The following is a 19,654-nucleotide window of genomic DNA, read 5'->3' as shown; positions in this document are numbered from 1 at the left end:
GTCGCAACCCGAGAATAACCGATGCTTCGGTCGAGCGCAAGGCGCCTCCGAGCCGCTTCTTGACAGCCTCTACACCCTCGGTTATACTCGCGAGCGCGCTGGAGAGATGGCAGAGTTGGTCGAATGCGGCGGACTCGAAATCCGCTGTGGGCGTATGCCCACCGGGGGTTCGAATCCCTCTCTCTCCGCCACCAGCGCGGGGCGCTGGACCCCGATTCCGCGGGGAGAGGTTTCATCCATTTAAAAGTTACCGCCGCGAGCGGAGCCTGCTTAAAAATCTGTCAGTACAATGCACCGCCAGCGTAGCCGCGACGAACGGTTCCATACATTCAATAACAACCGCCGCGAGCTGTATTAATTCAAGTATTAAAGATGCAGCCTAACGCCCCACTGACAGCTTCGAACTCCAGGCACGCGGAGAGGTGTCCGAGTTGGTCGAAGGGGCGCGACTGGAAATCGCGTAGGGGACTTATCCTCCCCTCGAGGGTTCGAATCCCTCCCTCTCCGCCAGCGGCTGAGCCGCCAGCGTAGCCGCGACGAACGGTTAATCCATTCGAAAGTCAACGCCGCGAGTGGAGCCCTTTTTCAGTTCCTTATTTTTTCTTGAAGCGCGGGGCGCTGGACCCCGGTTCCGCGACGAACGGTTAATCCATTCGAAAGTCAACGCCGCGAGCGACGCATGTTTACAATTCCGCCGTTTCTGTTAATGTAGGGCGGCCCCGTAGGACGAGTCCTCTGCGGGCCGCCGAGAACGGGAAATTTACCTTCCGTACGCAACGCAATTGTAGCTAATTTTAAAAATTCCCCCCGCGACTGTGCCCCCCCCAAGATGGGGGGGTTGAGGGGCTTCAAACGGAAACCGGGCTCCGCACGCGGCGGTGATTGTCGAATCGAGAAAAATTCCCCCCGCGACTGTGCCCCCCCAAGATGGGGGGGATGGGGGGTTTGAGGGGATGTAGCTCAGCTGGGAGAGCGCAGCCTTCGCAAGGCTGAGGCCGGCGGTTCGAGCCCGCTCATCTCCACCAGTCGCAAACGGGCCTGCCTTTGGGCGGGCCCTTTCGAGTATCACGCTCACACCTCCGCAGTAGGGGCGGGTGTCCACACCCGCCCGCGGGCCGACCTAAAGGTCGGCCCCTACGAGGGCGTTGCGCTTCCTTAATGTAGGGCGGGGACTTTAGTCCACGCCGTCTTTTATCAATAGTGGCCCTCACCCTCAATCCCTCTCCCGGAGGGAGAGGGAGGTCGCGGGCCGCCGTTTCCACATTCCCTACCCCGACCCTCACCCTGGCCCGTCGGCTCCTACGAGCTTTCCTTAAATGTAGGGCGGGGATTCCTATCCCCGCCGCTTTCCACCCCTCACCCTAGCCCTCCCCCCAACGGGGGGAGGGGACACGCGGCAGCCCTCGCCCATCGGTCGCCCCGAAAAAAAGGCCGACCAAATGGCCGGCCCGTTTGACTACACAAGGGCTCGGAATCAAGTGGCCAGGACCGCCGAATGGTCGGCGTTGGCCAGGGCGCAGACCAGCTTGACGGCGCCGGCGAAATCGTCCATGTGCGCCATTTCGCTGGGTTGGTGGACGTAACGGGTCGGGATGGAGATGACGCCGCAGGGCACGCCGGTCTTCGTGAACTGGATGGCGAAGGCGTCGGTGGCGCCGCCGCGCAGCACCTCCATCTGGTACGGGATGCCCTTCGCCACGGCCGTATCAACCATCAGCTTGCGGACCTTAGGCGAGACGATGGTACCCTGGTCCATGGCCTTGATCGCCACACCCTTCCCCAGCTCGACGTTCATCGGCTCGACGAGGGGCGTGTCCCCCCAGCCGGTGATGTCAATGGCGTAGCCCACGTCGGGGGTGACGCTCCAGGCGCTGGTCCGCGCCCCGCGGACGCCCACCTCCTCCTGGACGGTGAAGACGAAGTGGACCTCGTTCTTCGCCTTTTTCTTCAGCTTCTTCAGCGCCTCGACGAGGACGGCGCAGCCGATGCGGTCGTCCAGCGCCTTGGAGATGAAGACCCTGCCCTGGGCTACTGTTGAGCGCACGAAAACCCCGAAGTCTCCCACGGCGATGAGCTTCTCCGCGTCCTTCTTCGACGTGACCCCCACGTCGAGGAACAGGTTGTTCCAGTCCGTGTCCTTCGGCTCGGTGCCGAGTTGCTCCCGGCCGATGACGCCGACGGTACCGTTGGCGAACTGAACCCGCCGCCCGTAGAGCCACAGCGGTTGCACCCCGCCCACGGGGGAGATGCGGGCGAACCCTTTTTCGTCTATGTAGTGCACCACCACGCCGATCTCGTCGGTGTGGGCGGCGAACATCAGCTTACTGCCGCCCGAACCGATCCGGGTCAGCAGGTTGCCCATCACGTCGCGGCGAAGCTCGTCCACGTGCGGCTTCACCATCTTCTCGATCCTCTCCACAACCCGTTCCTCGTGACCCGAGGGGCCGTAGAGCTGGCACAGGGCGCGGATGGTTTCCTCCATCGGTAGTCCTCCGGACTCTTCGGCTAGGGCTTGAATTCCTCGAGGCGCCGGATGACGGCGGCTACCAGCCGCTTCGTGTTCCGATAATCGCCCTTGTCGAGGATGCCCACCGGGGAATGGATGTAGCGGACCGGGACCGAGATGGTCACGACGCGCACGCCGGCCATGCTCCGCTGCACGACGCTGGACTCGGTGCCCCCCGTCACGAACCTCTTGAACTGGTACGGGATGTTCTCCTCGCGGGCGATGTTTTGGACGAACTCGAGCCAGGCGGGGTCGGCGATATGGGAGCGGTCGAGGATGGAGAGCGCCGGTCCCCGTCCCAGTTCGGTGGAGGGCGAGGCGTCGCGGCCGATCCAAGACGGCGGTCCCTCACCGGCGGCGGTACCCTCGACGGCGATGTAAACGTCGGGCTTCACCGCGTTCCCTATCACCCGCGCCCCCCGGACGCCTATCTCCTCCTGGGTGGTGAAGGCGGCGTAGAAGGGCGTTCCGCCGGTCAGTTTCGGCGATCCCTTGACGACTTCCGCGATGACGGAACAGCCGGCCCGATCATCGAAGCACTTCCCGAAGACCCGGCCACCCTGTTCGAAGTATCGGGTGTCGTAGTAAATCCCGTCCCCCACGGCGACGAGCTTCTCCGCCTCCTCCTTCTTCGAGCAGCCGATGTCCACGTACAGCTTGTCGTAGTCCAGGACTTGCTCGAACTCCTCGCGCTTCTTGTGCAGATGCGGGCTCTTCATGCCGATGACGCCCGGTACCCCGGAATCCTCGTGGCGGACGACGACCCGCTTGCTCAGAAGCACGCGGTCATCGGTGCTTCCCATCTTTTGGAACTTCAGGTCGCCGGAGCCGGTGATTTCGCTCGCGACGAAGCCGACCTCGTCCATGTGGGCCGAAAGCAGGAGGCGCGGCCCCTTATAGCGGGCGCGGCCGGACACCCGCACGATCAGGTTGCCCAGGGTGTCCACCTGGTGCAGGTCCACCTTCTTGGAGATCTCGCCGAGGATTAGCTCGCGGACCTCTTTCTCGTATCCCGACGTACCGAAGGCGTTGGAGAGCTTGTCGAGCATGGATGAATCCTTTACCAGTCCACCGGCGGGATGACCGGCAGCCCATCGGCGTCGGCGATGGCGAGGATCAGCCGGCCGGCGTTCTTCACGTCGCCCATGTCCAGCATCTCCACCGTGGAGTGCATGTAGCTCAGAGGGATGCCCAGGTTGATGGTCGGGATGCCGGAGTGCAGGGTTTCGACGGTGGACCCGTCGGTGCCGTAGGGGCTGGGCCAGAAGAACTTCTGGTGGGGGATGTTCTGGGCCGCGGCGACCTTAAGGGTCGTCTCGACCAGGTCGGGGTAGTTGTTGAGACCGAAGCTGACCGACGGCCCCTTGCCGAGCTCGACGGAGTCCTTTTCCGGAACGCCCTCGTGGCGCCCCTGGTCCACGTCTACGACGATCGCACAGTGCGGCTCGATCCCGTAAACCGCCGCGTAGGCGCCGACTCCGGTACACTCCTCCTGCACCTCGGCGACGGCGTAGATGTCGTGCTTGTGCCGCTGGCGCCGGGCGAGCCGGAGCGCCCAGGTGAGGGCGGCCACGGAACAGCGGTCGTCGGCCCCGGCCATCACCCGACGGTCGTTCTGCAGCTCGACGAAGGACGTGGGGTAACCCACGGGGTCGCCCACCCGGACTCGTTTCCGCACCTCGCGCTCCGGGAGCCCGGTATCCAGGTAGAGGTCGTTCCAGGAGGTGACCTTATTCTTCTCGCCGGCCTGCTGCAGGTGGGGGGGGACCGAGCCGACGACGCCCTTCACCGGCTCGGAGCCGCACACGGTGAGGAGCTGACCCGGCAGGATGCGCCGGTCCACCCCGCCGACCCGGTGCAGGCGCAGGTAGCCGCCCGGCTCGATCTTGTGCACCACGAGGCCTATCTGGTCTAGGTGGGCCAGAACGGCCAGGCGGAGCCTTTCAGCCTTGGGTCCGTCTCCCCGCTTGAACCCGATGACGCTCCCCATCCGGTCCGTGCGCAGCTCGTCGGTGTACGGCTCCCAGAGATCGCGGACGACCTGGGCGGCCGATTCCTCCATCCCGGTGAGCCCGATGGTTCCGGTGAGCTTTTTGAGGATCTCTTCCAAGCGGGCTCCCCTTTGGGTCGGTTCCTTCGAGGGCACAGTATACGGGGAATCCCCGGTATGGTCAAGGGGCAAGTGCGGTGGCGAAGCCGTAAAAACGGCGGTGTGCACGGACGCAAACCGCACCCCCGAACCGGCGCCGCAGGTTGACACGACAGCCGGGAAGGCCTAAAATCTCGCTTTGCGCGGGTTTTCACCGGGTTGCGAACCGGAGTCGAGTCCTTATTTTTGATGACACTATATAGAACATGAATATTCTGACACTTCAAGAGCTCACCCTCCGTTTCTACCGCTTCTGGGCGGACCAAGGCTGCCTTATAGGCCACGGCTACGACATGCCCACGGGGGCGGGGACCGCCAACCCGCTGACCTTCTTCGGCGTCCTGGGGCCGCAGCCGTGGCGTACCGCCTACGTGGAGCCCTCGCGCCGGCCCGACGACGGCCGCTACGGCGAGAACCCACACCGCTTCTACAAGCACTTCCAGCTCCAGGTCATCCTCAAGCCCTCGCCGGCCGACATCCAGAACGTCTACCTGGACTCGCTCCGGGCGGTGGGCATCGAGCCGCTGGACCATGACGTGAAGTTCGACGAGGACAACTGGGAATCCCCCTCCCTGGGCGCCTGGGGCACCGGCTGGCAGGTGCTCCTGGACGGGATGGAGATAACCCAGTTCACCTACTTCCAGCAGATGGGCGGCGCCCTGCTCAAACCGGTCACCGTCGAGTTGACCTACGGCCTTGAACGTCTGTTGATGCACATCGCCGGCGTGGATGACGGCTTCGAGCTCCTCTGGTCGCCCGACGTGAGCTACCGGCGGGTCCAGCAGATGTCCGAGTACGAGAACAGCCGCTACTCCTACGAAACGGCCGACGTGGAGCTTTACACGAGGCAGTTCGACGAGCTCGAGGCGGAGATAGAGAAACTTCTCCAGGCGGAAGAGCCGCTCATCTATCCCGCCTACGATCTCGTCAGCTACGCCGCCCACCTGTTCAACGTCCTGGACGCCCGGGGGGCGGTGGGCGTGGCCGAGAGGGCGCGTTACCTGGGCCGGCTGCGCAAGATTACCTCCGCTCTCGCCGCCCTCTACCTCGAACGAATCGAAAAGAGGCCGGACTGGATTCTCGGTTCCGGGGCGGTGGTTGCGTGATGGACTTCCTTCTGGAAATCGGCGTCGAGGACCTGCCGAGCCGCTTCCTCACCCCGGCCCTGGGCGACCTCGCGGCCCTTCTGCGCGAAAAGTTGACCCAGAATGACCTGGGCTTCGTCTCGATAACGGCCCTCGGCACCCCGCGGCGGCTGGCGGTCCACGCCTCCGGGCTCGCGGACCGGCAGCCGGAGAGGACCGACCTCAAGCTCGGCCCTCCCATCCACGTGGCTTACGACGGCGAGGGCAATCCCACCGCGGCCGCCATCAGCTTCGCCGCGAAATTCGGCCTCACCGAGGCCGACCTTGGGATAGCCCAGACGCCCAAGGGGGAACGGGTGCAGGTGGAGATAAAAACGGGCGGAGCATCCACGGTGGACCTGCTCCCCGGCATCTCGGAGGCCCTCGTCACCGAGCTGCCGCTGCCCAAGGCCATGCGTTGGGGCGCCGGCGAGGTGAGGTTCCTGCGGCCCATCCGCTGGCTCGTGGCCCTGGCCGACGACGCGGTGGTGCCGCTGGAAATAGGCGAGATCAAGGCCGGGCGCCACTCTAGGGGGCACCGTTTCCTGGCGGACGTCGAGTTCGAGCTGCCCGACGCCTCCCTGGACACCTACGTCCGCGCCTGCCGGGAACACGACCTCATCCCCGACGGCACCACCGTGGACGACGAGGGGGGCGTCCAGTCGCCGGGAGAACGGTATTCGTATCTCAAAAAGCGTCTGGAAGAACTGCTCTCCGCGCACGGCAACGTAATTTTTGACGAAGAGCTGCTCCTCGACGTCACCAATGGGGTGGAGCATCCGACCTGTCTGGAGGGCGGGTTCGAGGAGCGGTTCCTGGAATTGCCCGAGGTGGTGGTCTCCAGCGTCCTGAAGGAGTATCAGAAGTACTTCGAGGTGCGCGACGCAACAGGTGCGCTCCTGCCGCGTTTCATCGTCGTGCGGGACGGTGGGGACAGGAACGTCGGGGGCGTCGTCGCCGGTCACGAGCGCGTCCTGCGGGCGCGGCTCACCGACGCCGCCTTCTTCTGGGATCAGGACCGCAAGCGGTCCCTGGTTTCGTTGACCGAGGAGCTCGCCGACCTCCAGTTCATCCGCGGTCTGGGAAGTTATTCCGACAAGAGGAACCGCCTCCTCACCCTCGTGCAGTCGGTCAACGCGGAGGGGTTTTGCGGCGCCGACCCGGCCGTGGCGGGACACCTCGAGCGGGCGGCCTCCCTGGCCAAGCAGGACTTGCTCACCCGTCTCGTCGTCGAGTTCACCGGCCTGCAGGGGCTGATCGGCGGCGAGCTGGCGCGGACGCAGAAGGAGCCCGAGCCGGTCTGGCGAGCCGTCTGTGAGCAGTACCTCCCGAAAAGATTTTCGGGCCGGGCGGAGGAGCTGCCGCAAACGGCGGCGGGATGCCTCCTGGCGCTGTTGGACCGGTTGGACACCCTGGCGGGGTGCTTCGCCATCGGTCTTTCCCCCACCGGATCGAGGGACCCCTACGGGCTGCGCCGCGCCGCGCGGGGGATCATCGGCATCGCCGCCGGGGTGGAGGGACACGAGCCCACGGGATTCGACCACGCGCGGCTCGACCTGGAACCGCTCCTGCGGATTGCGGTCTCGAATTTCAGCGGAACGACCAAGAGGGCTTTCGACGAGGGCGAGGTGTACGGGAAGCTGGTGGCCTTCCTCGCCGAACGCGCCCTCCGCCTGCTCGGAGAGCTGGGTCTGCCGACCGATGCCGTTCGGGCGGCGCTGGGGGCCTACCCGACCCGCCCCTGGTCCGCCTGGCGCTCGGCCCACTCCCTCGCCCGGGCCAAGGGGAGTACCGAGTTCGCCGACGTGGCGACCGGCTACAAACGGGCCTGCAACATCCTCCGCCAGGCAGCCAGGGAATTCGACCTCACCGAGTTTAAGCCCTTCGATGCGGCCAGGCTGGAGCAGGACGAGGAACGCAGGCTGGCGAAGCTGCTCGCCCGCGACGGGGAGGGGGTGGCCGCCGCAGTCCGGCGGGGAGACTTCGACGCCGCTCTGGGGAAAATCGCCGGCTTCCGCGAGGCAATAGACCGCTTCTTCGACGAGGTGACGGTTTTCACCGACTCCGAGGAGCTCCGCGACAACCGCCTGGCACTATTGAACGAGCTGGTGGGCGTTTTCGGCCGTGTGGGCGACCTCTCTTTAATCCAGGCCGAGTAGGCGACCCCTCCGGAGTGTGCGACCCGCGCCGCGGAGGGTCTCTTTATACCGTCCCGAGAGGGGAACCGGGAATCAAAGAACGTCGTATCCTGTTTGAGATTAACGTATTCCGCCGTTTTCAATCCCCGAAGCCCCGCCCGGGAGTTATCCGTTGCGCCCTGTCGTCCCGGTAATCCTGGCCTTCCTCGCCGTCCTCCTCGTCGTCGGCACACTCCGGGCGAGACCCGACGACGGCTACCGGATCGAGAGGTTCTACTACCGGATCAACCCGCCCAAACGCCACCCCTACGAGGCGTTCTTCACCCCCGAGCTCGAGAACCCGAGAACCCCCGGCTTCTACGAGGAGCTCGTCCTCGAGCCCTTCGCCTACGCACCTCCCACCGCCGAGGAGCTCGGGGAACGGCTCTGGAGCTACAACCGCACCTACGACGCCTTCGGTGATCCCTACCCCTACCCCTTCAACCTCGACGAGTGGTCCGAGCGGGTGGCGAATCTCCGGTTCCGCGAGCGGACCTACGCCCGCGAGGCCGACGAGGGGCTCATCGGCGACATCTCCATAGACTGGCTCGCCACCACCCTGAAAATCACCGGCCGCAAGCTCTTCGTCCTCGGCTACACGTCCAAAACCTACGTAAATCCCCCCGACCCACTCCTGGTGGGTACCCAGGGTGATTTCAACATGGACCAGGAGACCCAGATCCGGGTCGAGGGGACCATCGCCGAGCGGGTTACCGTCAACGTGGACTACGACGACACCCGGGAGAACGACTCGCGGAACAAGCTGTCCCTCATCTACACCGGCCGGGAGGACGAGCTCATACGCCGGGCCGAGCTGGGCGATGTCAACCTCTCCATCCCCGGGACGCGGTTCGTCAGCTACTCGGCGAAGAGCCTCTTCGGGGCCAAGGTCATCGGCGGGCTGGGCGAGTGGTTCACCTTCACCCTGATCGGCTCCCGGGAGAAAGGCATCACCGAGGAGGAGGAGTTCACCGGCACCGGCCAGCTTCAGCGGGAGGACATCCGGGACACGAGCTACTCGGAGCGGATCTACTACCGGGTGGACACCAACCCGGCCCACTTCGGACCGCAGTTGCAGATAGCCGAATCCCCCATTGACGGCAGCGCCCTCATCGAGATCTACGTTTATTCCTACGGCCAGCAGCGCGACCCCACCTACACCTACTACTCGCTCGACGCCCAAATTTACTCGGACGGCGAGGGGGGCAACCCCACCGACCCGCCCATCCCGACAGGCGATGATCCCATCAGTTCCAACTTCTGGCGCCGGTTGGAGAACGTGCAGGATTTCTACGTCAACAAGGCGACCGGCAGGGTCACCTTCTCCACCAGCATCAGCACCACCGATTACGTGGCGATCAAGTACAAGGTGGCCAGCCCCTCCAGCCCCACCGGCGTCATCTACTCGGTGGGCTACGGTGGAGGTGCGACGGCGAACCCCAAGCTCGTCAAGAGCGGGATCATCAACCCGCTTTTGACCGGGTACATGTACCACAACATCTACTACCTGGGGGCTTCCGGGCTGCAGAACGACTCCGACTTCATCCTGGAGATTTTCGACCTCCAGGACCGGGCCAACGACGCCGACGACTTCGACGGGGACGGCAACACCTCGGAACCGCTGTTACGCGTCTTCGGGCTCACCCGCGCCGCCGACGGCTCCGACGACCGGGTCAACATCAACTACATAGACTTTGCCAACGGCCTCTTGATCTTCCCCAAACGCTACCCCTTCCAGAAGGAGGGTGAGGAGGGCACCGACGAGGACGCCTACGACGAGAGCTACTCCCGGCGCAACCACCGTTACGACATCCACGTGGAGTACCACAGCGCCTCGGCCGTCCGCTTCCTCAAGCCCAACATCATCCCCGGCTCCGAGGAGGTGACGCTGAACGGCCGGCGCCTGGTCCGCGACGTGGACTACATCATAGATTACGACTCCGGGTACATCGAATTCCTGGTCCCCGGCGCCGACTCCTCGGACGCCGACCTGAATATAAAATATGAGTACAAGCCGCTCTTCGGCGAGGCCGGCAAGACGCTGGCCGGCGGCCGGCTGGAGTTCAACCTCGGCGACGTGCTGTCGCTGGGGGGGACCTACATCGGCGAGTGGACCGACTTACCGGTGGACAAGCTGGAGATTCCCGAGCTGCGGGCCATCCCCAGCTCCCATCAGGTGATGGACGCCGACGCCAGCCTGAACGTGCGGAACCAATTCATGACCGACTTCATCAACCTCCTGCCCTTCGTCGAATCGAAGGAGGAATCGAACATCACCCTCGAGGGCGAATGGGCCTACAGCTTCTACGACCCGAACCGGGCGGGTCGGGCTCACGTGGACGACATGGAGAGCGCGCACCAGTCCATCTCCTTCCCCGCCGACGGCGACGAGTGGGGCCCGAGCTCACCGCCGGTAACCCAGGACGGCGCCTACGACCAGGCCTACCGGAGGCTCATGAAGGTGGGGGATGAGGAGTGGATCCGCAGCCAGATAAACGACGAGTGGAACGAGGACGTCGTGCGCGTCATGGTTTTCGGCGCCGACGAATCGCGGCCGTTGCCCCAGGAGGCGGGGCAGTGGGACTCCGTTTGCCGGATAATCTCCCCCAACGGCCTGGACCTCGAGGAGAAAAACCTCAAGTACCTGGAGTTCTACCTCTACCGCCGCGGCGAGATCAACGGCGGCGTGCTGCACTTCGACATCGGGTTCATCAACGAGGACTCGGACGGCGATTACACGGGTTTCGGCTACGAGGGCTACGACACCGAGGACGAGGGGCTGCACGAGGGTATCTCCGACGACCTCTCCGATCCCGGCGAACTGGACGGGCGGTTGAACTACTCGGAGGACGAGCGCGGCTGGACCTTCAACAACACGGGCGACGGCGGCATCTACGACGAGGTCGTCATCGGTCGGAACAACTCCCTCCTCAACACAGAGGACCTGGACTTCAACCTCACCCTGGACACCACGGAGCAGCACTTCGGCTACGCCCTCCCCCTGGCGGACATCCCCGAGGAGTACCTGGGGCGCGACCTGGGCAACGGCTGGCTGGCCATCCGCATCCCCCTGGAAACCGACGAGACGCGGCCGGGGGACTACATGCCGCCTCTGTCCAAACTGATCAAGGCCATGCGCATCTGGATCGAGTCCGAGAACACCGGGGATTTCGTCGGAGGCGAGGACACGGCCGTCCTCGTGTACAACCTCCGGCTCACCGGCGTCCGGTGGGAGGCGCCGGTCACCGAGCCCGAAAACCCGAGGAATCACTTCGCCGTGGGCACGGTGAACTCCGAGGACAACCAGGACTACGAGCCGCTGGAGCAGCGCGAGGACACGCAGGGGTTTTTAATCCGCGAGCAGGCCCTCGACCTTGCCTACAACCTCGTCCGCTGGAACGACTGGGGCTACGACGGACGTTTCGGGCGGGGCTCCTTCCAACCGAATCCCCGGTTCCGCGACACCGGCGAGCCGGACAACGGCGAGGGGGACGGCATCCTGAACACCGAGGATACGAACCACAACGGCATCCTCGACCCCGGCGAGGACGTCGGGTGGTCCGGCTACGACCCGGAGGCCACCGGGGCCGGCAACGGTGTGCTGGACACCGAGGACGTCATCCGAGGCTACACGGTGCAGGAGTTCCTGGAGAGCCGCGACTTCACCACCCACGACCGTCTGACCGTATCCATCAACAACCGAAACCTGGACAGATCAGGCGAAGACCTCTTCTTCATCCGCTTCGGCACCGACGAGAACAACTACTACGAGGCGGCGATGCCCCTGGCGGCGCCGGGCTGGAACAAGCTGGAAGTGGACTTCACCGAGCTCATCGCCCTCAGGCAGGAGTACGAGGCCCTCGACCCCGAGGTGCGTCCGGAGACATACACGAGGAACAACCTCACCGTGGCCGGGTCTCCGCAGTTGGTACGCACGTACGAGGTCACCTGCGGCGTCGGGACCACCAGCCCCATGAGCGGCGCCTTCCAGCCGGGAGGGGGACTGGGTCGGGTCTGGGTAAACAATATAGACCTGGAAAACCCGGTCGTGCGCGAGGGGCTGGCTCAGCGGGGGAGGCTCTCGCTGAAGTTCGGCGACGTGCTCACCGTGGAGGGCAGCTACCAGAAGGTGGACGGGGACTTCCAGTCCATCGGGCTCCGGCGCACCGGGGTCACGGCCGAGGACCTGGACGGGGCGGCCACCCTGGCGCTGGGCGCTTTCATGCCCGACGATTGGCGCGTCAACATACCGCTGACCGGCTCCATGACCCACTCCACCGTCTACGTGGAAAACATCGCCGATTACGAGGGTTCCGTCGAAGACCTGGGCAAGACGGTCTCGGACACCGCCAAGGCCAACCTGGCCTTCTCGAAGACGGGCTGGCCCACGCTCGGCTTCTCCTACACCGACTACCGAGGGTTGAACGAGACGGCCCGCCGCAACGACCACGATGAGTCGGCGAGCGCCAGCTTCGATTACTCGTTAATCTCCGAGCTCTTCTTCGTCCCGACAAAGATAAACGCCCGGTACCTCTACAAGAAGGACTCCACCGATTACGACGAGGAAACGGGGCGGGTGGACACCATTACCGGAAAGGAAGAGGTCACCACCTCGGTAACCTGGCAGTTCATCCGCGGGCTGTCCTTCTCCCCCAGCTTCTCCATCTCGGATACCCGCGACCTGCTGCACTCCGAACCGGTGAGTCACACGCAGAACTCCGGGCTGATGCTCTCCTTCAGCCGATTCCGCCTGGCTCAGCCGTCGCTGGATTTCGGCACCACCTACTCGGAGCTCTTCAACCCCCCCTCGGATTACGCTTCCGAGACCTACGACGTGAGCGTCAGCAACAACTTCTCGGCCAGCCTGCCCCTCTCACTGGGAACCCTCATCGAGAAGTGGTTCGGCTCCTGGACGACCAACCTGAACTACACCCTCCGGAGGAGCTCGACTTACGACGAGGTCACCCAAAAGCCGCCCCCCGAGTACGTCTGGGGCTGGGACCACATCTGGCACGAGGCCGGCGAGCCCACCTATTCGGGGCGGGGCTACTCCTATCTCGTCTCGAACCGCTTCCGCCCGCTGGAGTTCTTCCGCGGATTCGACGACCCCGAGCTGGCGAGCTACGACGTCCTTCTCGGGGAAATCAAGTACTCTTTCTCCACGGACCTCTCCGAGGCCTACGGCAGCAGCAGCCGGACCTGGACCGAGGTCTGGCCCGCCGCCGAGCTCACCATCACCGGGCACAAGTATTTTCCCATCTTCGCGTCCCTGTTGCAGCAGTCCACGGTCAAGCTCTCCTACCAGAAACAGACGACGAAGTGGATCGGGGTCAGCCTGTCGCGGACGTACACACCGAGCATCTCCTGGCGCGCCGCCTGGTCTGACGACCTCTCCACCATGCTCTCCTACACCGAGGCCTCGACCATAACCGACGAGAGCGGGTCGGCGTACGGCATCGGCGACACCCACCGGGTCACCAACACGTACAACCCCGGGGCGAGCCTCACCTACGTGATGGAGCTGCCGGGCTCCTTCCGCATCCCCTTCCTCGGCGAGAACGTGCCGCTGCGCAACGAGCTGCAACTCACCGCGAGCTACAGCCTGACCATCGTCGAGAACAGCGTCTCCGGAGGCAGCCAGACGCCGCCCGACGACACCAATCGCCACACCGCCTCGCTCACCGGCGGGTACTACCTCACCACCAACATCCACGCCAATCTGACGCTGACCTACGAGGACTTTACCAACAAGACCTCGGTGGGTTACGACTACTCGAGCTTCGACGTGAAATTGGCTCTGGAGCTGAAGTTCTGACGCGGGACGGTGACGAAAAGGGGTACGGGTGCGGACACGCGCCCCCACGTCATCGCAATCCGCGAGGCGCGGGCCGGGGTTGGGGGTCGAAAAAAGGCGGGGACCGAACCCCGCCCGTTTTTAAAACACCGACTTCGCCAGAGCAAGATGTACGAACCTGAAAAAAAGGCGGGGGACCAATCCCCCGCCGTTTGAAACACCGAGGGCTACTAGAACGCCGGCAGGGTCTTGCCGACCAGCGGCTCGGAGAACTCCATCCCGGTATCGGGGTTGACCTTCTTGCGGATAATCTTGAAGTAGTACTCGGCCGAATCCCAGGTGTAGAACATGATCCAGCCGGAGAGCGTCTCGCCGGGCAGGATGGTCGCGGTGTCGGGCAGATAGGTTTTGCGCGGATCGCGGGAATCCTTCTGGTCGGACGCCATCGGCTCGTCGAAGTTGGTCTCCAAGGACTTGTACAGGCGGCAGTTCGCCAGCTCGAACTCGTAGGGCTCGGGGCCGCCCATGTACTCCGGATCGTTGCTCCGGTTCGTGATCTCGATGAGAACGAAGACCATGTACCTGTACGGCTCGGCGTTGAGCCTGTCGCCGCCGGAAAGCTCGATGGATGTCTCCCGGGTGTCGCTTTTAACCGAGAGGTCTACGGGGCTGTCGTCGGCGATGTGGCTCGGGATGCCCATGAAATCCTTGGCGTAATACTGGGAGGCGTAGTCGTCAATGATGACGGTCTTCAGCTCATCGGAGTACTTGAGATAGGCCCGCTTGGTGAGCTTCTCGGTGTGGATGGTGTCGTTCATGATGTAGAGATAGCCCTTAGGCGGAACGGGGCCCTCGTATACCAGGTCCTCGGGGGGTTCGGGCCAGCCCATGTACACCGTGTATGCGCAAACCACGCGGGTGCCGGTTTCTATATCCACCTCCTCCTTCAAGGCCGTCTGCACCTTGGCCAGCATCTCCTGGGTTTCCTCCATATGCTCGCCGCGCTCCACCTTGGTCAGGTATGTCTCGGCCGGGAGGAGGGCCACATCGAGGCCTTTCTTGTCGAAGTTGTCGAATTCGATGGACCCCATCTGGAACCAGCAGTCGTTGATGCTGTTCAGGACGCGTTCGTTGCCGACGCCGTGGTCCGTCAGAATATCGAGTATGTCGTCGAGCGGCAGCGAACCGGGGTCGGCGATGCTCTCGAAAATGTCACTGTACTCCACGAGGCAGGCCTGCCTGTACTCCTCCAGCGCGGCCTCGTACTCGTATTTCCCGTATAACTGGTCACCGGCGCCGCGATGCCCCTCGGTTCGATCCAGGGACAGTAGGTAGACGACGCCGAGGCAGATGATGAAGAGGACGAAGGTGACCAGAACGTTGAGATAGCGCTTCGCGCCCAATTCGACCTCCCGGGGTAAAGTCAACCAGCACCCGGCTTTTTGACTTACGGCTCCGCCGCGCCACACAACCGCCCGCGTCCGACCGGGGCGGACTCCCCGAAGGGCTAAGGCGATATCATTTACCCGTTCGCCCCACCTTTTATCACCGACACCGGCCCACCGGACCGATGGTGGCGGGGCGCGGAGTCGAACCGCGGACACGCGGATTTTCAGTCCGCTGCTCTACCAACTGAGCTACCCCGCCCCGCGGCCTTTTTACAGCAGGGCGAGCGTAGCAAGAACGGGTCGGACATGTCAAGGGTTCGGCCTATTCCACGAATTCCAGCCCGGCCAGAATCGCGCTGGCCAGACGGTCCGCCCCCTCGGGATCATCCCCGTACATCACGGGATCCAGGCAGTTGACGGTGACGTTCACCGTCTCGGTGTTCCGGCGCAGGAAGAGACTCCAGCCGTGCCCCATGAAATCGCTCGAATACTCGGCGCAATAACTCTCGTCCGCGCCGTAGGCCGCGAGCGCTTCGGGATGAAGGTACCACTCGCCGACGGGGAGGAGATTCGAACCGTACAGCAACCCCTCCTGCATGTCCGCCCACTGGGTGACGTCGTCGCTGCAGTCCACGCAGGTGGACACCTGGACGTTCCAACCGTCCGAAGGATCGGCGTAGAAGGCGGTCACGTCGGCCGAGTCGCTCAGCGACCACCCCGCGGGCAGGGGCACGGCCAGGATGCCCTTGGCCGGCGTCACGACCTGGGGCAGCTCCACACCGTCGTTCTCGTAGCGCATCCCGGAAGGCTCCTCGGGAGGACCGGGCACCTGGACGAAGAGCGTGGAGACGTTGAAGTAGTTGTCGAGGTACACGACCAGCCCCAACTCTGGGTACGACGCCCCGGCCGCGCGCACACCCAGGGGGGGACGACCGTAAAGGGCGACCACTTCGGGCCACGTCGCCCCGACCCCTATCCCCTCGGGGGTGATGATGGCGGGTGGCGGTAAATCCGCCATACCGCCCAGGGCCAGCCCGACGATGGGGAAGGTCATGGAATCCATGTCGTACTGGCCGATGACGGTGAAAGCGTAGGGTCCGTCCTCGAAGAAGTACCAGAAGGGGTAGTCCATTTCCTCCATCCCGCCGCCGACGCGATTGTACATGTCGGAGACCAGATCGCCCAGCTCCAGCTTCCCCACGAAACCCCGACCGGGGGTGAAGGGGGTGTCGCCGAAGAACTCCCAGTAACTCAAAGAACCCTCGGGCATGGGGTAGGTGGCCTCGGCGAGGAGCGCCCCGACCGCGAGAAGCAGCAGGGCCGTGACGGCTTTCCGGACCATGGTGTCTCCTTTGAACTCCAGGGAAATGGGCTGTCCCACACCCGATCATCATACCACAACGACGCCGGAGGCATCCGCTTGCCCCGATGCCGCGTATGGGTGTAAGCTACAGATTGGAGAGCACTTCGCTCGGAGCACGGGCCACCTCACGGCGAACGACGACCCGGGAAGCCGATTTGACGGATAAGGAAAAGAGACGCCTCAACCTGCACTGGCAGTTCGCCATCCTCGTCGGGCTGCTGGTCCTCGTCACCGCGACGGGGCTTACCTGGTTTCTGGTCGCCTCCGAGCGGGCGAACCTCTACCAGGGACTCCAGACCTCGCTGGTGCGCCAGGGTCGGACCGTCGCCCGAACGCTCTCCCCGATCGCCCGGGATCCCGACGCGGGGGAGGGGATCGTGCGGACGCTGGCCGAGGTTTTGGAGGACAACCCGCACCTCACCGGCGCCTACTACTTCGACGACCGGGGCGGCATCTACTCGGCCGACGAGGAGATAGTCCCCCTGAACGTCGGGGGGGAGCCGGCGGAGCTGGGATCTCTCCGGGCGAGGGAGGAGCTCGTCTCCGACGGCGGGTCCTTCTGCCTCACCCTGCCGGTGTACCACCCCGCGCGCCCGCCGGGTGATTTCACCACCCTCGGGAAGCTGCGCCTGGTGATGTCGGCGGAGCCGGTGCGCCTGGCCCTGGAGCGGGCCACGGTCAACGGCGTCCTCATCGGCGCGGCGGCGTTCCTCATCACCACGGGCCTGGGCGTTCTCTTCATCCTGCGGATCCTGGGACCCCTGAAGGAGCTCCAGCGTGGGGTGAGAAAGCTCGGGGCGGGCAACATCACCTACCGCCTGAAGGCTTCCGCCAGGAACGAGCTCGGTCGGTTGGCCGCGGCCGTCAACGACCTGGCCGAGAGACTGGAGAACCCGCGCGACGCCTCCGGCGACAGGGGGCGTCTCCTGCGGGACCTGGAAATCGCCCGCCAGCTCCAGCTCTCCTACCTGCCCGACGAACCGCCAGACTACCCGGGCATGGCCGTTGCCGGCCTCTGCGAACCGGCCTTCGAGGTGGGCGGCGATTACTACGATTTCATCCCCATAGATGAACGGAGGCTGGGCGTGGTCGTGGCCGACGTGTCGGGGAAAAGTCTCCAGGGGCTCATGGTCATGCTCATACTGCGCACGATACTCAAGAGCACCGCCCCGCGGCATTTCGACGCCCTGCCCACCCTCTGCGAAACCAACACCCTTCTCAGCCCCGACATGCGCTCCGGCAACTTCGTCACCTGCCTCTACTACGTTTACGACTCCCGCAACGGAAGCCTGGACGTGGTCAACGCCGGGCACAACTCGATGCTCGTATTCCGCGCGAGCGAGAAGCTGGTGGAGGTCGTCAAGACCCGGGGACGCCCCCTGGGTCTTATCGAGCCCGACGAGTTCTGCCGGACCCTGGAATCCACGACGCTTCGCCTGGAACCGGGGGACACCGTTCTCCTCTACACCGACGGCGTCTCCGAAGCCATGAACGAAGAAATGGAAATCTTCGGTGACAGAAGGCTTCAGGATGCTTTCGCCGCCTCCGCCGAGCTCGCGCCGCCGGAGTTGGTGAAAAGGCTGGCGGAAACGGCGCGCGCATTCGCCGGGGAGAAGAGGCAGTTCGACGACATGACCCTGGTCGCGCTGAAGGCGCTCGAGCCGGAAGTCGAGGAACCCCTGGACGTGGACCTGGCCGAAGAGGTCAGCCTGACGGTGGACCGATACATATCCGAGGGGGGGTAAATGGTTCGCACGGACTCAGGCGAGAGGCCCCCGCGGGGGCCTTTGGACTCGGGATGACTCCCGGACACGTGACCGTGGTCGGAGGGGGGCTGGCGGGCTGCGAGGCGGCGTGGCAGCTCGCCCGGGCCGGGCATCCGGTGCGGCTGTTCGAGATGCGCCCCGGCAAGGGGACCGGCGCACACACCGGCGGCGGGCTGGCCGAGCTCGTCTGCTCCAATTCGCTCAAGAGCGTCGAGCTCCACAACGCCCACGGCTGCCTGAAGGCCGAGCTGGAGCTCCTGGGGTCCCTTTTAATCGAAGCGGCGAAGATTTACCGGGTGCCGGCCGGTTCGGCGCTGGCCGTGGACCGGGAGCTCTTCTCGGCGGAGGTGGAGCGTAGACTGACGGCCAATCCGCTCGTCGAGGTCGTCCGGGAGGAGGTGACCGAGCCCCCGGAGGCTCCGGCCGTCCTGGCCACCGGCCCGCTCACCGGACCGACGCTCATGGGAAGGCTGGATGAGGAGCTGGGTCGCGGGCGGCTTTTTTTCCACGACGCTACCTCGCCCGTGGTGACGGCGGAGAGCCTCGACCCGGAGAAGGTCTTCCCCGCCGGGCGCCACGGCCTCGGGGACGACTACATGAACGTGGGCCTCTGTGCCGAGGTGTACGAGAATTTTTGGCAAAATCTGCTCACGCTGCCCCGGGCGCCGGTTCACGCGGTGGACCGGGAGTTGGTCGGGGACGCGTTCGCGGTCTTCGAGGGTTGCCTGCCGTTGGAGGTCCTCGCCGAGCGGGGCCGGGACGCCCTGCGCTTCGGTCCGTTGCGACCCGTTGGTCTCCGCCGGCCGGACACCGGGCAGTCTTACCACGCCGTCATCCAGCTCCGGGCCGAGAATCGGGAAAGGACGCGGTACAGCCTCGTCGGCTGCCAGACCCGCCTGACCCCGTCGGCCCAGCGAACACTCCTGCGCTCCCTGCCCGGCCTGGAGCGGGCCGAGTTCGTCCGCTACGGCCGGATGCACCGCAACGGCTACCTGGACGCCCCGGCGCTGCTGGAGGCGAGCCTGGAGCTTCGGGGACGGCCCGGCGTCTTCGTCGCGGGGCAGCTCTCGGGGGCGGAGGGGTACGTCGAGGCAGTCGCCACGGGCCTTCTGGCGGGAAAGAACCTCGCCCGCCGGTTGTCGGGGTCGGAGCCGATCGTTCCGCCAAGGGAGACGGTGCTGGGCGGTCTGGTGAGAACCCTGTCCGGCGCGGACCGTAACGACGAGGACGATCCCCCGTGCCCGGTAAACGCCCACTACGGACTCCTGCCGCCGCTTTCGACCCGGGTGCGGGGAAAAAGGGACCGGCGGACGGCGCTGGCGCTCCGGGCCCTGGCCGCGATGCGCGCCTTCCGGTGGCGGATCGAGTCGCCGGGGGCGTAGCTCCG

The 19,654-nt window shown here is 64.9% G+C and carries 10 protein-coding genes and 4 tRNA genes; 8 read left to right on the top strand and 6 right to left on the bottom strand.

Going from position 1 to position 19,654, the window contains the following annotated elements; genetic code table 11:
* Positions 1-100: 100 nt before the first annotated feature.
* The 3 genes from VM054_10605 to VM054_10595 all read left to right on the top strand — a co-directional run bounded on the left by VM054_10605 (position 101) and on the right by VM054_10595 (position 1,025).
* A tRNA-Ser gene (locus VM054_10605) sits at positions 101-191 on the top strand.
* Between the two features lie 225 nt (positions 192-416).
* Positions 417-510, top strand: a tRNA-Ser gene (locus VM054_10600).
* 439 nt (positions 511-949) lie between these two features.
* Positions 950-1,025, top strand: a tRNA-Ala gene (locus VM054_10595).
* A gap of 449 nt (positions 1,026-1,474) precedes the next feature.
* Here VM054_10595 and VM054_10590 read toward each other — a convergent pair.
* Genes VM054_10590 through VM054_10580 form a run of 3 tightly spaced genes read right to left on the bottom strand, consistent with a single transcriptional unit; the run spans position 1,475 to position 4,616 of the window.
* Positions 1,475-2,482 (bottom strand): M20/M25/M40 family metallo-hydrolase, encoded by a 1,008-nt coding sequence (locus tag VM054_10590; GenBank protein HUT99508.1) that lies wholly within the window; start codon positions 2,480-2,482, stop codon positions 1,475-1,477.
* Between the two features lie 23 nt (positions 2,483-2,505).
* The gene (locus tag VM054_10585) at positions 2,506-3,555 is read right to left on the bottom strand and encodes a M42 family peptidase (GenBank protein HUT99507.1); all 1,050 of its coding nucleotides are present in this window, start codon (positions 3,553-3,555) and stop codon (positions 2,506-2,508) included.
* Between the two features lie 11 nt (positions 3,556-3,566).
* Entirely contained in the window at positions 3,567-4,616 is a 1,050-nt protein-coding gene (locus tag VM054_10580; GenBank protein ID HUT99506.1) for a M20/M25/M40 family metallo-hydrolase, read from the bottom strand.
* Between the two features lie 245 nt (positions 4,617-4,861).
* Between VM054_10580 and VM054_10575 the strand changes: the two genes are divergently transcribed.
* The 3 genes from VM054_10575 (at position 4,862) to VM054_10565 (ending at position 13,771) form a co-directional block, all read left to right on the top strand.
* Complete coding sequence (locus VM054_10575) at positions 4,862-5,761, top strand: glycine--tRNA ligase subunit alpha (GenBank protein ID HUT99505.1); 900 nt, start codon at positions 4,862-4,864, stop codon at positions 5,759-5,761.
* Positions 5,761-7,938 (top strand): glycine--tRNA ligase subunit beta, encoded by a 2,178-nt coding sequence (glyS, locus tag VM054_10570; GenBank protein ID HUT99504.1) that lies wholly within the window; start codon positions 5,761-5,763, stop codon positions 7,936-7,938. Before VM054_10575 ends, glyS begins: the two co-directional genes overlap by 1 nt.
* Positions 7,939-8,089: 151 nt before the next feature.
* Entirely contained in the window at positions 8,090-13,771 is a 5,682-nt protein-coding gene (locus tag VM054_10565; protein HUT99503.1) for a hypothetical protein, read from the top strand.
* Between the two features lie 209 nt (positions 13,772-13,980).
* Here the strand turns inward: VM054_10565 and VM054_10560 are convergent, their stop codons facing one another.
* From VM054_10560 to VM054_10550, 3 genes are all read right to left on the bottom strand, one after another.
* Positions 13,981-15,153 (bottom strand): hypothetical protein, encoded by a 1,173-nt coding sequence (locus VM054_10560; protein HUT99502.1) that lies wholly within the window; start codon positions 15,151-15,153, stop codon positions 13,981-13,983.
* Between the two features lie 168 nt (positions 15,154-15,321).
* Positions 15,322-15,397, bottom strand: a tRNA-Phe gene (locus VM054_10555).
* Positions 15,398-15,460: 63 nt separating this feature from the next.
* Complete coding sequence (locus tag VM054_10550) at positions 15,461-16,480, bottom strand: hypothetical protein (GenBank protein HUT99501.1); 1,020 nt, start codon at positions 16,478-16,480, stop codon at positions 15,461-15,463.
* Positions 16,481-16,656: 176 nt separating this feature from the next.
* Between VM054_10550 and VM054_10545 the strand changes: the two genes are divergently transcribed.
* Together VM054_10545 and trmFO are read left to right on the top strand one after the other, a co-directional pair.
* Entirely contained in the window at positions 16,657-18,246 is a 1,590-nt protein-coding gene (locus tag VM054_10545; GenBank protein ID HUT99500.1) for a SpoIIE family protein phosphatase, read from the top strand.
* 53 nt (positions 18,247-18,299) lie between these two features.
* Positions 18,300-19,649, top strand: a complete 1,350-nt coding sequence (trmFO, locus tag VM054_10540; protein ID HUT99499.1) for a methylenetetrahydrofolate--tRNA-(uracil(54)-C(5))-methyltransferase (FADH(2)-oxidizing) TrmFO — start codon at positions 18,300-18,302, stop codon at positions 19,647-19,649.
* The last annotated feature ends 5 nt before the right edge of the window (positions 19,650-19,654 follow it).

It is taken from the genome of bacterium (assembly GCA_035528375.1).
Lineage (GTDB): Bacteria > RBG-13-66-14 > RBG-13-66-14 > RBG-13-66-14 > RBG-13-66-14 > RBG-13-66-14.
The sequence above is the reverse complement of the archived record's forward strand: the minus strand, read 5'-3'. Positions and strand labels throughout refer to the sequence as shown.